Here is a 13,480-nt window from a genome sequence, read left to right as displayed (position 1 = left end):
CACCGTTGCATGCAATTGCGCGAAGTCCTCGGGAATGTGACCCGTAGTTGTACGGACCTCTCCGTTAGGGGTTTGCTCACTTGATTCGCGTCAAACGTGTATCGGAATTTTGCAAGGGCGGGGGCAGCGATGGCGCTCAATCCGACGGAGCCGAAGTGGTCGTTGCGGTTACCCGCCGATTGCAGCATCGCGGCCATTCGCAGCGTCTATGACCTCATTCGCGAGGCGTTCGGCCGCGAGCAGCGGCTCGAGATCGATTGTTCGCGCGTCGACAAGGCCGACGTGACCTCGATCCAGCTTCTGCTGTCGACCGCCAAGACGGGCGAGGCCCAGGGCCGCCCGGTGGTGCTCACCGCATTCTCCCAATCTCTGCGCAACACCCTTCGCCGCGCCGGCTTCGCCAGCGAGGCGATGATCGAACAGCACTTCCCGCAAAAGAAAGATGGCACCTGATGGCCACGATTCTGACCGTCGACGATTCCCCCAGCATTCGGCAAATGATCAAGGTCGTGCTCGAGCCGGCCGGTCATAACGTGATCGAGGCCGGTGACGGTGCGCAAGGGCTCGCCAAGGCCCAGGCCGGCAAGCTCGACCTCGTGATCACCGACCTCAATATGCCGGTCATGAACGGGCTGGAGCTGATCCGGGCGCTGCGCAAGCTGCCGAGCGCGGTCGGCATGCCGATCGTGTTCCTGACCACCGAATCCAACGACACGGTGAAGCAGGAGGCCAAGAGCGCCGGCGCCACGGGCTGGATCACCAAGCCCTTCAAGCCGGAGCAGTTGCTCGCCGTCGTCGGCAAGCTGGTGCGCGCATGAGTGCAATGGACCCGACCGAGGTCTTTCGTCAGGAAGCCAGTGAGCTCTTCGAAGTTCTTGAAGGAGCCCTGCTCGATCTCGGCCTGCGTCCCGATGACCGCGAACTCGTCGATTCCGCCTTCCGCGCCCTGCATACGATCAAGGGCTCGGGCGCCATGTTCGGCTTCGACAAGGTCGCCTCCTTCACCCACGAATTCGAGACCGCGTTCGATCGCGTCCGCAAGGGCGAGATCAAGCCGACGCAGGAACTGATCTCGGTCGCGCTCGCCGCCAAGGACTATATCCGCGCCCTGATCGAGGATCCCCAGTCGACCGATGACGTCATCGGCGAAGGCATCCTCGACGACCTCAAGCGCTTTGTCTCGTCCGACCAGCCTGTTGTGCCGGTCGCCGGGATCGCGGAGGCGGCGGCGCCGGTCGAGAGCAAGCAGGCCGGCTGGCACCTGTATCTGGAATTCGAATCCCACATCCTGCGCAACGGCTCGAACCCGCTCGACCTCCTGGAAGACCTCTGCAAGCTCGGCCCCTGCTTCGTCGTGCCTGTTACCGACGGCATCCCGTTCCTCGACGAAATGGAGCCGGAGGATTGCTATCTGAAGTGGGACGTCAAGCTGCACGCGGCCTGCGACAAGGACGCGATCGACGACGTCTTCATGTTCGTCCAGGACGAGATGAAGCTGACCCTCTCGCCCTTGGAGCATGTCGAAGCGCCCGCGCCGATGCCGCTATTCCAGCTCATCGACGAGGAGCCGGCGCCTGAGGCCGAGATGCCTGCGCCGGTGGTCGAGGCTGCTGCCGCGCCGATCGCCGCGCAGCCCGCCGCAAAGGCGGAGCCCAAATCTGAACCGAAGCCGGAGCCGAAGGCCGAGGCCAAGCGCGACGATCGCGGCATCGCCACCGTCCGCGTCCAGGCCGAGCGCCTCGACGAACTGATGGACCGGGTCGGCGAGCTCGTCATCGCCCAGGCGCGGCTGACCCAGCTCGCATCGTCCGGCTCCGACCTCTCGATCAAGATGATCGCCGAGGAGATCGAGCGCCTCGCGTCTTCCTTGCGCGACACCACGATGGGCGCGCGCATGGTGCCGATCGGCTCGCTGTTCGGCCGCTTCCGCCGCCTGATCCACGATCTGTCGCGCGATCTGTCGAAGCCGGTCGAATTCGTCACCACGGGCGAGGACACCGAACTCGACAAGACCATGATCGAGTGCCTGGCCGATCCGCTGGTGCACCTGATCCGCAACGCCATCGACCACGGCATCGAAGACACCGCAACGCGCGCCGCCAACGGCAAGACCGAGCAGGGCCGGATCGAGCTCGCCGCCGTTCATTCCGGCGCGCAGGTGCTCGTCACCGTGAAGGACAATGGCGGCGGCCTCAACACCGCGCGCATCCGTGCCAAGGCGGAAGAGCAGGGCCTGATTGCAGCCGGCGCCGTGGTGACCGATCACGAGATCCACCAGTTCCTGTTCCACCCGGGCTTCTCGACCGCGCAGACCATCTCGGCGCTGTCCGGACGCGGCGTCGGCATGGACGTGGTCAAGCGCACCATCGAGAACATGCGCGGCACCATCGACCTGTCGACCAAGCCGGGCCAGGGCACCACCGTGACGCTGCGCCTGCCCTTGACGCTCGCGATCATCGAAGGCCTCCTGATCCGCGTCGGCGAAGGCCGCTACATCATTCCGCTGTCGGCGGTGGAGGAATGCGTCGAGCTGACGGCCGAGGACGAGCGTTCGCGCGGCCGCAATTTCCTCAACGTCCGCGGCAACCTCGTTCCGTTCCTGCGCCTGCGCGAGATCATGTCGTCGTCGGGGGTGCCCGACCGGCACCAGAAGACGATCATCATCTCGACCGGTGAAAGCCGCGTCGGTCTCGTCGCCGACCAGATCATCGGCAACCACCAGACCGTGATCAAGTCGCTCTCCAAGCTGCATTCGGATGTCACGATCTTCTCGGGCGCGACCATCCTGGGTGACGGCACGGCGGCGCTGATCCTCGACGTCGCGCAGCTCGTCGCGCTGGCGCAGTCGAAGGTCGAGAAGCAGCACATCAGCGAGGCGGCGTGATGAACGAGACTTTGGCCGGCGAGCATCAGGCCGACGCGATGCAGGTCGTGATGATCGGCCTCGGCGAGGAGAAGTTCGCGCTCGACGCGGGCCTCGTGCGCGAGATCATCGATCCCGTGCCGGTGACCAAGGTCGCCGGCGCACGGGCTTTCGTTCCCAGCGTGATCAACGTACGCGGCAACGTCATTCCGCTCGCGGACCTGCGCATCCGCTTCGGTATGCCGCAGCTCGACAACTCGGCCGACACGCGCATCGTCGTCATCGAGCTGGAGCTCGACGGCGAGCCCGTCCTGGTCGGCGTCACCGCCGACAAGGTCTATGAGGTCACGGAGATCTCGCAGACCGACGTGCAGCAGACGCCGCGCGTCGGCATGCACTGGAAGCCGGAGTTCATTCGCTTCATCGCCAAATGGCGTGAAGAGTTCGTCATCGTTCCCAACATGGAACGCATTCTGAATTGAAATGAGTCCCAGGGGTGGGACTTGAGGTTTAGGGGCTGGAAATGAGATTTACGGTCAAAGCGAAGCTGGCCAGCGCATTCGGCCTGGTCATTGTCCTGTCCATGGTCGCCGGCGGTGTCGCGTACATGAAGCTCGGCGACATGATGGCCACTGCTGACAGCATGGTCCTGCGCGCGACCCGGATGGAGAAGGCGACGCAAATCGAAAAGGATATCCTGCTTCAGCTGCGGGCGGAGAAGAATTCAATTCTCGGAGCGGAAGCCCAGGCCGAACAGTTTGCCGCCGATGCCGCCAAGATTCGTGACCAGGCGCTGAAGACCAAGGACGAGGTCTACGCGTTGGCGAGCGAAGCCGGCAGGAAGCTGCTCGACAGCTTCGCTGTGACATACGCCAAGATGAATGTGTATCAGGAAGAGACGTTCAGACTGGCCAAGACCGACAAGGCAAAGGCGACCGAACGCTCCATGGGCGACGGTCGCAAGGTCGTCGCGGACGCGATGGAAGCCATGAGCGCCTATGTCGGCAACACGAAAAAGCAGATGGCGGAGCAGGCGGTCCAATCCAAGGAGGAAGGCCACCAGGCGCAGTTCGTGCTGATGACGCTGCTCGGCATCTCGCTGGCGATTGCGATCGGGGCTGCGCTCTGGATTTCCATCTCGATCAGCCGTTCGCTGGGCCGCGCCGTTGGCCTTGCCGGCGCGGTTGCGGAGGGCGATCTCAGCCAGACCATCCCGTCCGCCAGCAACGATGAGATTGGCGACCTCGTCAGGTCCCTGAACGTGATGGTCGAGAAGCTCCGGCAGATCGTCGCGGAGGCGTTGACCGCCGCGCAGAACGTCTCGGCCGGCAGCCAAGAGCTCTCCGCCAGCGCCGAGCAGCTCTCGCAGGGCGCGACCGAGCAGGCCTCGTCCGCCGAGGAAGCTTCTTCCTCGATGGAGGAGATGGCCTCGAACGTGAAGCAGAACGCCGACAACGCCAACCAGACCGAGAAGATTGCCGCGCAGTCCGCCAAGGATGCGGAATCCAGCGGCGCGGCCGTCGGTCGTGCGGTTAACGCGATGCAGACGATCGCCGAGAAGATCACCATCGTGCAGGAGATCGCACGGCAGACCGATCTGCTGGCGCTCAACGCCGCGGTCGAGGCCGCGCGGGCCGGCGAACACGGCAAGGGCTTTGCGGTGGTCGCTTCCGAGGTCCGCAAGCTCGCCGAGCGCAGTCAGGCGGCCGCGGCCGAAATCGGCACGCTGTCCACGGAGACGGTGAAGGTCGCCCGGGAGGCCGGCGACATGCTGTCCAAGCTCGTGCCCGACATCAAGAAGACGGCTGAGCTGGTCCAGGAGATCACCGCCGCTTGCCGCGAACAGGACGTCGGTTCGGCCCAGATCAACCAGGCGATCCAGCAGCTCGACAAGGTCGGCCAGCAGAACGCCAGCGCCTCCGAGCAGGTCTCCTCGACCTCGGAGGAGCTCGCTTCGCAGGCCGAGCAGCTCCAGTCCACAATCTCGTTCTTCCGCATCGACCATGCCGGCCGCGGCGAGAGCGCGGCGCCGGCACCGATCGATCGTGCCGTTACCCAGCTCCGCGCCAAGGCGGCGCACATGGCTGCGGCGGATCGCGGCGTGAAGAAGCCCGCGCCTGTCCGCAAACCCGCACGTGCGATGAAGGTCGCCGGCAGTGGCGGCTTCGCGTTCGACATGCACGACGGCGAAGACGACCGCGACGCCGAATTCCAACGCTGATCAGGCGGTCCGGCCTCGTGCCGGATCGTGCTCATTCGCAAACCCCGGGACTGCAGCATGGCCGCAACCTCGCAATATCTGACGCTCGGACTCGCCGGCGAGACGTTCGGCATCAGCATCCGCAACGTCCGCGAAATCCTCGACATGCGGCCGATCTCGCGGCTGCCGCATGCGCCGAACTTCCTGCTCGGCATGATCGACGTGCGCGGCAGCGGCTATCCAATCGTGGACCTCCGGACCAAGCTCGGCCTGCCGAGCGTGGCGACGACCGAGGCGACCCGCATCATCATCCTCGACGTGCCGATGAAGGACCGTCTGGTCGGTGTCGGCTTCGTCGCTGATTGCGTGTTCGAGGTCACCGACATCGACGAGCAGGCGATCGAGCCCATCCCCGAGGTCGGTGGCAAATGGCAATCCGACTACGCCGCCGGCATCGGCCGCAAGGGCGAGAAATTCGTCGTGATCTTCGATCTCGCCAAGCTGATGGCGCATGACGAGATCCCGGAAGGGCGCGATGCGCCCCGCGCCGCCTGAGTTTGCAAGAGTTAAGCATGGTCAAGCGTATGCCCCCCAATTCGAACCAACGAGATTGACATGAGATTTACCGTCAAAGCCAAGCTTGCCAGCGCCTTCGGCGTCGTCATCCTGCTCTCCATGATCGCCGGCGCGGTCGGCTATGTGAAGCTGTCGGACATGGTCGGCACCACCGAGACTCTGGTTAGCCGCGCGGGCCGCATGGAAAAGGCCGCGGAACTCAAGGAAGGCATCCTGTTTCTGGTGCGCGCCGAAAAGAACTCGATCCTCGCGGCGACCGATGCTGAATACGATCAGTTCGTAGCCGACCTCGCCAAGAATCGCGAAGCGCTCGTCAAGTCCAAGGACGAGATCCACGCCGCCGCCAGCGAAGGCGGCAAGAAACTGATGGAGAGCTTCTCCACGGCGTTTGCCAAGCTGAGCGCCTATCAGGATGAGACGGTCAGGCTCGCGAAGTCCGACAAGCCGAAGGCCCTGGACCGTTCCATGCATGACGGCCGCAAGGTGGTCGCGGACGCGCTGGAAGCAGCCGACGGCTACATCAAGAACGTCAAGAAGAACATGGCGGAGCAGGCCGAGCAGTCCAAGCAGGACGGCGCCCGCGCCGAAATGCTGCTGATGAGTCTGGTCATTGCCTCGCTCCTGATCGCCGCTGTTGCCGCCACCTGGATCGCCCTCAACATCAGCCGCGCGCTGGCACAGGCCGTCGGCCTCGCCGACGCGGTGGCGATCGGCGATCTCAGCCGTAAGATCGAGTCGTCCAGCAATGACGAGATCGGCGATCTCATCAAATCGCTGAATGCGATGACCGTGAACCTGAACGCCACTGCGGCCGTCGCCAACGAGATTGCGCAGGGCAATCTCATGGTTGAGGCCAAGCCGCAGTCGGACAAGGACACGCTGGGCCTTGCCCTCGAGCGCATGGTGGAAAAGCTCCGCCAGATCGTGTCGGAAGCTCTGACGGCGGCGCAGAACGTCTCTGCCGGCAGCCAGGAGCTTTCCGCGAGCGCCGAGCAGCTTTCGCAGGGCGCGACCGAGCAGGCCTCGTCAGCCGAGGAAGCCTCGTCCTCGATGGAGGAGATGGCCTCGAACGTGAAGCAGAACGCCGACAACGCCAACCAGACCGAGAAGATCGCCGCGCAGTCGGCCAAGGACGCGGAGGCCAGCGGCGCAGCCGTCGGACGCGCCGTCAACGCGATGCAGACCATCGCCGAGAAGATTACCATCGTGCAGGAGATCGCGCGCCAGACCGACCTGCTCGCGCTGAACGCGGCGGTCGAAGCCGCGCGCGCCGGCGAGCACGGCAAGGGCTTTGCAGTCGTCGCTTCCGAAGTGCGCAAGCTTGCCGAGCGCAGCCAGGCTGCGGCGGCAGAGATCGGCACGCTCTCGACTGAAACAGTCAAGGTCGCCCAGGAAGCCGGCAATATGCTTGCCAAGCTCGTTCCTGATATCAAGAAGACCGCCGAGCTGGTCGAGGAGATCACCGCTGCCTGCCGCGAGCAGGACGTCGGTTCGGCCCAGATCAACCAGGCGATCCAGCAGCTCGACAAGGTCGGCCAGCAGAACGCCAGCGCTTCCGAGCAGGTGTCCTCGACCTCGGAGGAGCTCGCCTCGCAGGCCGAGCAGCTCCAGTCCACTATCGCTTATTTCCGCATCGAGCAGGGTGGAAAGGGCCGCGCGGCCGCACCGATCGACCGGGCGGTCAATCAGTTGCGCGCCAAGGCGGCCACCATGGCGGCCGTCGAGCGCCCGGCCAGGAAGCCGCCGGCCAAGCCCGCGCGTGCCATGAAGGTTGCGGGCGGCGGTGGCTTCGCCTTCGACATGAACGACGGCGAGGACGATCGGGACGCCGATTTCCAGCGCTAAGGCTCTCTGAGGGATCGGCCCCCACCGGGGGCCGATCTGTGATTGCGTAAACGTGTAGGATTCAAGATGGCCCGGGTGGCCCGACATTCAGTGCAGGCGGCCATCTCGGACCGGGGCCGGCGACCATGATGCCCGCCGTGCAGGACATGGCCGTGCATCTGTCGGACCGCCACTTCCGGACCATTGCCGAATTGATCGAGGGCCAGGTCGGCATCAAGCTGCCGCAAGGCAAGCGGCTGATGCTGGAGGGGCGGCTGCACAAGCGCGTGCGCGCGCTGAACTTCTCCGACCTCAACGAATATGTCGACAACCTGTTCGGGGCGGAGCATTTCGACACCGAGCTCACCCATTTGATCGATGTGGTGACGACCAACAAGACCGACTTCTTCCGCGAGCCCCAGCACTTCACTTTCATGCGGGACGTCGCAATCCCGGCCCTGCTCAAATTGCATGGACGGAAGAACGCGAACCTGAAGATCTGGAGCTCGGCGAGCTCCACCGGCATGGAAGCCTACACGACCGCGATGGTGCTGGACGACATGACGCGGAACGGCTCGCGGTTTCAGTACCGCATCCTCGGGACCGACATCTCGACCGCGGTGCTGCGCCTTGCCAAGACCGCGATCTACACCCGCGACGTTCTCGCGCCGGTGCCGGAGCCCTTCGTGAAGCGATACTTCCTGTCGTCGCGGGACAAGTCGCGCGGCGAGGTGCGGGTGGTGCCGGAATTGCGGCGCATGACGCATTTCATGCGGATGAACCTCATGGATGCGTCCTATCCCGTCGACCGCGACGTCGACATCATCTTTTGCCGCAACGTCCTGATTTATTTCGAGCGCGAGACGCAGCGCAAGGTGATCGAGCAATTGTGCAGCCATTTGCGGCCCGGCGGCTATCTGCTGGTCGGACATTCGGAATCGATGATTCACAGTGCGGTGCCGGGTTTGAAGCAAGTTCAGCCAACCATTTTCAAGGTCTAGCCGGAGCGCAACCAGAATGCCGAGGGAGAAAGTTCGCGTGCTGATCGTGGACGATTCGGCGTCGGTGCGCCAAATCCTTCAGACGATCCTCAATGACGATCCGGACATCGAGGTGATGGGGACCGCGTCCGACCCGTTCGCAGCCGCGCGCCGCCTCCAGAACGAGATCCCCGACGTCATGATCCTCGACATCGAGATGCCGCGCATGGACGGCATGACGTTCCTGCGCAAGATCATGGCGCAACGTCCGATCCCGGTGATCATCTGCTCCTCGCTGACCGAAGAAGGCTCGAACGTGATGTTCGAAGCGTTCGAGGCGGGCGCGGTCGACATCGTGCCGAAGCCGAAGATCGACACGCGGCAGGCGCTGCTCGAATGCTCCACGCGGCTGCGCGAGGCCGTCAAGTCGGCGGCGCGCGCCCGCGTGCGCCCGCGTGCGGAGCGCCGGGTGGTCGAGAAGAAGCTGACGGCCGACGCCATCATCCCGCCGCCGGTGCAGGGCAAGGTCCGGCCGACGACGGAGCGCATCGTGTGCATCGGCGCATCGACGGGCGGCACCGAAGCGCTCAACGACGTCCTCGAGATGCTGCCGCCGCACTGCCCTCCGCTTCTCATCGTTCAGCACATGCCGGCGGGGTTCACCGCGGCGTTTGCAAGACGTCTCGACAGCGTCTGCCAGATCCGGGTCAAGGAGGCCGAGGACGGCGAGCCGGTGCTGCCGGGCAGCGCCTATATTGCCCCGGGCGCCCGTCACATGCTGCTTCAGCGTATCGGGCTGCGCTACCAGATTGCGATCAAGGACGGTCCGCCGGTGTCGCGGCATCGCCCCTCAGTCGACGTGCTGTTCCGCTCGGCGGCCCAGCACGCCGGCGCCAACGCGCTCGGCGTCATCATGACCGGCATGGGCGACGATGGCGCGCGCGGAATGCTGGAGATGCGCAAGCTCGGCGCCTCGACGCGAGCACAGGATGAAGACAGCTGCGTGGTGTTCGGCATGCCCAAGGAAGCCATCGCCCATGGCGGGGTCGAGAAGGTCGTGCCGCTGCACCATATTCCGCGCGAGATCATGCTCTGGTATCAGGCCGGGCACGTCGCGGTGGCAGGTTGATTGCAATGTCCGCCATTCCGGCCACCACGCTCACTGAAGCGACCGCGGCGATCGAGGATGTCTCGTCGCGCATCGAGGATGTCTTTGCGCGCGTCGGTCGGGAGCTCGGTCGCGGCCACATCATCTTCAAGGAGCTGAACCAGGGCCTCGCCACGCTCTCCGAGGAGCTCTCCGGCGCCGAGATCGAGGGCGCCGCGACCGCGCTGCAGGAGATCGCCGCGCGGCTCAGCGAGCTGGCGCAGACGCTGCCGGCCGAGAGCGCACTGCTTGCGACGATCGGCAAGAGTACGGAGGAGGCGTCCTCGCTGCTCAAACCGCTGTTCAAGCACATCGGAATGATCACCATCATCGCGCGCAGCGCGCGGATCGAGGCGGCTTCGCTCGATGGCGACCGTGAAGGCTTTCTCGCCTTTACGCAGGAAGCCTACGATCTCGGCAAGGCCGTGCAGCGCTCGATCGAGGGCTGCGCACGGGACCAGCAACGTCTGTCGGAAGCCGTTGCCACCGCCTCCGGCCGGCAGAAGGAGTTCGAGAGCCGTTACGGGAACCAGCTGGTCTCGGAGAGCGCCGAGCTCGGCGAGGCCTATGGCGGATTGCGCGACCAGCGCAGCAAGAGCAGCCATGTCGCCGATCTCGCCAGCGCCAGCACCAGGAAGATCGCCGAGGCGGTCGGCAGCGCGATCATTTCCTTGCAGGCCGGCGACAGTACGCGCCAGCGTCTCGAGCATGTCTGTCACGGTCTCGGTCTTGCGTCAGGACCTTCACCAAGCCTCGTTCCCGAACCCGTCACGAGCGATGACGGCGCGCGCGCCATCTGCCTGTTGCAGGCCGCCCAGCTGAGGGACGCCCAGCGCGAGTTCGGTGGCGACATCGGCCAGATCGTTCGCGCGCTGGCGGCTATCTTGAATGATGCGGCCAGCGTCGTAGGCCACGGCCGCACCCTGTTCGGCGGTGAGGATGGCGGCTCGTCGTCGTTCCTGACGCGCATCAAGCAGATATTGGCGCATGCCTCGACCCTGATCGCCACCTGCGAGGGCGCCGGCCGTGCGGTCGATGACGCGCTGGCCATTGTCGAGGATACGCTGGCGAAATTTCGCCAGGCGATCGCCGGGCTCGCCGATGCGACCGTCGACATCACCCTGATCGGGATGAATGCCGGTCTCAAGGCAAGCCATCTCGGCAGCCGCGGCAGCGCCTTCGTCGTGATCGCCAACGAGCTCAAGGCGACTGCGGACCAGGTTTCGGCGGGGGCGGGGCGCCTCCGGCCCGTGCTCGACGGTATCGAGCGCTCGGCCAAGGCACTGAAGGAGCTTCGCGTGCAGGGCGATCCCACGCAGCTTGCCAACCTCGAGCCGCAGATCCTCCAGGCGCTGCGCGAGGTCGAGGCCGGCAACGAACGGCTCGACAAGCTGATGAGCCGGCTCGTCGACGAGGGAGCGGAATTCGAGAGCCTGATGAATTCGGCGCAAGGCCTGATGAGCAAGCTCGGCGAAAGCTCCGCGACTTTGCCTGCGGTGGCCGCGCGCCTCGAGACTGCGAGTGCGGTCGCCCGGCGGCCGCAACCGGGTGCGCAGGACGAGGCCATGCTCGACGATCTCTTCGCGCGCTACACGATGGAGCGCGAGCGGGACGTCCACCGGGAGTTCCTGCAAACGCTCGGGCTTGCGTCGGTCGCCGCCACGCGGCGCGTCGAGGCGGTCGAGACCGCCGACGACGGCATAGAATTGTTTTGACGTCGGTGCCGTCGCGTCGCGCGCCGGCGGCAATTCGATGGATCGGGTTTTCGGGGCGTTAACCCTGCCGAAAGCGCTGGCGGTTTGGTCATTGTCGCGCCCCAGAGTTGGTTGCAAATACCCGTCAATTTTCACGCCGAGAAATTCGTATGTTGAGAGACGGCAAATACGCTGCCTGGTTCAGGACGCCGCGCGGCCAGGGCACCGGCGTCGTGGATCTGATCGAGGGCCGGATCTCGGGTAGCGACAGCTTCTTCACCTATGGTGGCTCTTATCGTGTCAATGAGAAGCACTTCTCGGCCGTCTTGACCGTGAACCGGCACACCGATGGTCCGCCGAGCGTGTTCGGGCCGGACGAGGTCGAGGTCGATCTTGCGGGTGTGTGCAATGGCCTGGTCGCGACCTGCTCGGGCACGGCCAAGGAAGCACCCGACGTCAAATTCGAGGCGACGCTGATCTACAGCCAGGAAGATGCGCCTGCCGCCGACGCTCGATGCGCGGTCGTGAAGCTCAATGCCGACAAATTGCCCAAGAATCTCGACAGCCGCTCCCGGCCGCGCCATCCATTTGCGTCGCCCAAGGATACAGCAAAGGATCCCGCGTCTTAGCTTTGCATTGACGCTGTTGTCGCGAAAACCCTTCGTCACCGCATTGCGGCAACCGTGCCTTTAGAGGTGAAATCTAGGTTGAGGTCCATAACAAAAGACGGACAGGGACATGCCTCAAATCTGGATGACATATGACGAACTCGCGACGCTCAACGGCTGTAGTGCTGCCGAAGCCCGGCTTCAGGCGCAGCATCTGTCGCTCGATCGCCGCAAGAGTCGCGACGGTAACACCCGCGTCAAGCTGAACCTCGCCTTGATGGCCCGGTTCTTCGAGACCATTCGCGAAGCCGAATTCGGTCTCGATGATGCGATCGCGGCGTTGCGTGAAACCCATCGGCAGATGTCGGGAGTTCTCGCGACCCAGCAGGAAAGCCTCAGGCGCGGAGTGGCGTAGGTCCGCCGCGCCCTCGGCCGCGCTAAGACGGCGGCCTTGGCAGGAAAGCCAGGATGGTTTGGGCCAGAAGGACGCCGACGGTGCCGCCGGCGGCCTTTTGCAGCACATCGATGAGCCGCGGATCACGATCCGGCGTCACCGCCTGCAAAACCTCGAGACCGACTGCAACGGCCACTACGAACGCGCAAGCCAGTTTGACGCGCCCCGGCAGCAGGAACGACAGCAGGAAGCCCAACAGGCCGTAGGCGCTGAAGCGCTCGATGACGACGACCGAGTAGGCCTCCGCATGGCCCATGAGCGCCGGCCTGCCCGCGAGCTTGGCCAGCGTGGCATAGATGATGAGCGCGAGGCAGATTCCGGCGGCTGCGATGAGATGGTTGCGGCGCATGGCGCCAACATAACCGGTCGGCCCGCTGGTCGCTTTCGAAAGCCAGGAACATCGTTAAGGTTCATAGACCTTCGCGGGCATGAACCGAGGTTCACGAGCGAACGGCAGAGACGGCCCATTTCGGCGGTTGCGCATCTGACGACGTCAAGCGTGGCGATGCAGTCGCGATTTCATGCTGAATTGGCTGGGGGCGTCATCAACTCGCCGGCTCCCCGGTCTTGTGACCCACAATCTCACGGCCACGAACAGGATGTTGATGCCAAGCCAGATCGACATCACGATCAGGAAAGAGCTTGCCATGGCGCCGCCTCCCGCATTCCTTTCGGGAACAATGCGGGGCGCGGTCGAGAGTTCCGGCTTTGCGGAGGGGCAGCCGATCGTCCCTGCCCAAATTCTCGTCATTGACGAGCCGGGCCAGCCGGGTCAGGCACGAAGCCGCGCGCCTGACCGCATGACGAAGTCGTCGGCAGGAGGGCGACGTTCAGCGCCGATTGTAGGACCAGCCCTTGTCGACATCGGTCGGGTAGTGGGCTGCGAAGTACGGATTCTTGAGGCAGTTTCGCGCAGGATCATAGATCCAGTCCGCGCACTCGCGGTAATTCAGAAATCTGCAATCGAAGCCAAAGGCACACCATGGCGCGCCATTCGGAAATCCGAACCGCACGGGGACTTGCGCCGACGCCATCGAGGGCAGAGCCAGGAGCAAAGCTACAGCCAGTGCGCGGGACAACATGATCCATTCCTCCAACAAACGATCGGGCGGACATCGAAGCCCGTCGATGATC

The 13,480-nt window shown here is 64.5% G+C and carries 13 protein-coding genes; 12 read left to right on the top strand and 1 reads right to left on the bottom strand.

Translation table 11 applies throughout. From position 1 onward, the window contains the following. The first annotated feature begins 129 nt into the window (after window positions 1-129). The 12 genes from AB5K84_RS35630 to AB5K84_RS35575 all read left to right on the top strand — a co-directional run bounded on the left by AB5K84_RS35630 (window position 130) and on the right by AB5K84_RS35575 (window position 12,307). Entirely contained in the window at window positions 130-453 is a 324-nt protein-coding gene (locus tag AB5K84_RS35630; RefSeq protein WP_038966600.1) for an STAS domain-containing protein, read from the top strand. Further along, window positions 453-818, top strand: coding sequence for a response regulator (locus AB5K84_RS35625; protein ID WP_008142319.1), 366 nt, complete (start codon window positions 453-455; stop codon window positions 816-818). Before AB5K84_RS35630 ends, AB5K84_RS35625 begins: the two co-directional genes overlap by 1 nt. Continuing rightward, entirely contained in the window at window positions 815-2,884 is a 2,070-nt protein-coding gene (locus AB5K84_RS35620) for a chemotaxis protein CheA (RefSeq protein WP_038966601.1), read from the top strand. Before AB5K84_RS35625 ends, AB5K84_RS35620 begins: the two co-directional genes overlap by 4 nt. Next, entirely contained in the window at window positions 2,884-3,345 is a 462-nt protein-coding gene (locus tag AB5K84_RS35615) for a chemotaxis protein CheW (RefSeq protein ID WP_162185819.1), read from the top strand. The genes AB5K84_RS35620 and AB5K84_RS35615 overlap by 1 nt, the downstream gene beginning before the upstream one ends. A gap of 41 nt (window positions 3,346-3,386) precedes the next feature. Then, window positions 3,387-5,084: a methyl-accepting chemotaxis protein gene (locus AB5K84_RS35610; protein ID WP_011085132.1), complete on the top strand. Its 1,698-nt coding sequence runs from the start codon at window positions 3,387-3,389 to the stop codon at window positions 5,082-5,084. A gap of 57 nt (window positions 5,085-5,141) precedes the next feature. Then, the gene (locus tag AB5K84_RS35605) at window positions 5,142-5,618 is read left to right on the top strand and encodes a chemotaxis protein CheW (RefSeq protein WP_028174296.1); all 477 of its coding nucleotides are present in this window, start codon (window positions 5,142-5,144) and stop codon (window positions 5,616-5,618) included. Window positions 5,619-5,678: 60 nt separating this feature from the next. Beyond that, entirely contained in the window at window positions 5,679-7,484 is a 1,806-nt protein-coding gene (locus AB5K84_RS35600; protein WP_011085134.1) for a methyl-accepting chemotaxis protein, read from the top strand. Between the two features lie 125 nt (window positions 7,485-7,609). Next, complete coding sequence (locus AB5K84_RS35595; protein WP_011085135.1) at window positions 7,610-8,464, top strand: CheR family methyltransferase; 855 nt, start codon at window positions 7,610-7,612, stop codon at window positions 8,462-8,464. Window positions 8,465-8,480: 16 nt separating this feature from the next. Then, window positions 8,481-9,572 carry a protein-glutamate methylesterase/protein-glutamine glutaminase gene (locus AB5K84_RS35590; RefSeq protein WP_011085136.1) on the top strand — a complete coding sequence of 364 codons (1,092 nt, stop codon included), beginning with the start codon at window positions 8,481-8,483 and terminating at the stop codon, window positions 9,570-9,572. A gap of 5 nt (window positions 9,573-9,577) precedes the next feature. Continuing rightward, a complete protein-coding gene (locus tag AB5K84_RS35585; protein WP_011085137.1) occupies window positions 9,578-11,305 on the top strand; it encodes a chemotaxis protein in 1,728 nt (575 codons plus the stop codon). 149 nt (window positions 11,306-11,454) lie between these two features. Continuing rightward, the gene (locus AB5K84_RS35580; RefSeq protein WP_011085138.1) at window positions 11,455-11,913 is read left to right on the top strand and encodes a hypothetical protein; all 459 of its coding nucleotides are present in this window, start codon (window positions 11,455-11,457) and stop codon (window positions 11,911-11,913) included. A 109-nt stretch (window positions 11,914-12,022) separates the two neighbouring features. Then, complete coding sequence (locus AB5K84_RS35575; protein ID WP_028174300.1) at window positions 12,023-12,307, top strand: hypothetical protein; 285 nt, start codon at window positions 12,023-12,025, stop codon at window positions 12,305-12,307. A 22-nt stretch (window positions 12,308-12,329) separates the two neighbouring features. Here the strand turns inward: AB5K84_RS35575 and AB5K84_RS35570 are convergent, their stop codons facing one another. Then, on the bottom strand, window positions 12,330-12,695 hold the full coding sequence (locus tag AB5K84_RS35570; RefSeq protein ID WP_011085140.1) for a VanZ family protein: 366 nt from the start codon (window positions 12,693-12,695) through the stop codon (window positions 12,330-12,332). Window positions 12,696-13,480: the final 785 nt, after the last annotated feature.

Source organism: Bradyrhizobium sp. 1200_D9_N1_1, assembly GCF_052075915.1.
GTDB classification, from domain to species: domain Bacteria; phylum Pseudomonadota; class Alphaproteobacteria; order Rhizobiales; family Xanthobacteraceae; genus Bradyrhizobium; species Bradyrhizobium diazoefficiens.
This window is presented reverse-complemented; position numbering and strand designations above follow the sequence as displayed.

What these genes read in the sequence shown, in the direction of transcription:
- AB5K84_RS35630 (WP_038966600.1), top strand. Translation starts at nt 130, where the DNA reads ATGGCGCTCAATCCGACGGAGCCGAAGTGGTCGTTGCGGTTACCCGCC.
- AB5K84_RS35625 (WP_008142319.1), top strand. Translation starts at nt 453, where the DNA reads ATGGCCACGATTCTGACCGTCGACGATTCCCCCAGCATTCGGCAAATG.
- AB5K84_RS35620 (WP_038966601.1), top strand. Translation starts at nt 815, where the DNA reads ATGAGTGCAATGGACCCGACCGAGGTCTTTCGTCAGGAAGCCAGTGAG.
- AB5K84_RS35615 (WP_162185819.1), top strand. Translation starts at nt 2,884, where the DNA reads ATGAACGAGACTTTGGCCGGCGAGCATCAGGCCGACGCGATGCAGGTC.
- AB5K84_RS35610 (WP_011085132.1), top strand. Translation starts at nt 3,387, where the DNA reads ATGAGATTTACGGTCAAAGCGAAGCTGGCCAGCGCATTCGGCCTGGTC.
- AB5K84_RS35605 (WP_028174296.1), top strand. Translation starts at nt 5,142, where the DNA reads ATGGCCGCAACCTCGCAATATCTGACGCTCGGACTCGCCGGCGAGACG.
- AB5K84_RS35600 (WP_011085134.1), top strand. Translation starts at nt 5,679, where the DNA reads ATGAGATTTACCGTCAAAGCCAAGCTTGCCAGCGCCTTCGGCGTCGTC.
- AB5K84_RS35595 (WP_011085135.1), top strand. Translation starts at nt 7,610, where the DNA reads ATGATGCCCGCCGTGCAGGACATGGCCGTGCATCTGTCGGACCGCCAC.
- AB5K84_RS35590 (WP_011085136.1), top strand. Translation starts at nt 8,481, where the DNA reads ATGCCGAGGGAGAAAGTTCGCGTGCTGATCGTGGACGATTCGGCGTCG.
- AB5K84_RS35585 (WP_011085137.1), top strand. Translation starts at nt 9,578, where the DNA reads ATGTCCGCCATTCCGGCCACCACGCTCACTGAAGCGACCGCGGCGATC.
- AB5K84_RS35580 (WP_011085138.1), top strand. Translation starts at nt 11,455, where the DNA reads ATGTTGAGAGACGGCAAATACGCTGCCTGGTTCAGGACGCCGCGCGGC.
- AB5K84_RS35575 (WP_028174300.1), top strand. Translation starts at nt 12,023, where the DNA reads ATGCCTCAAATCTGGATGACATATGACGAACTCGCGACGCTCAACGGC.
- AB5K84_RS35570 (WP_011085140.1), bottom strand. Translation starts at nt 12,695, where the DNA reads ATGCGCCGCAACCATCTCATCGCAGCCGCCGGAATCTGCCTCGCGCTC.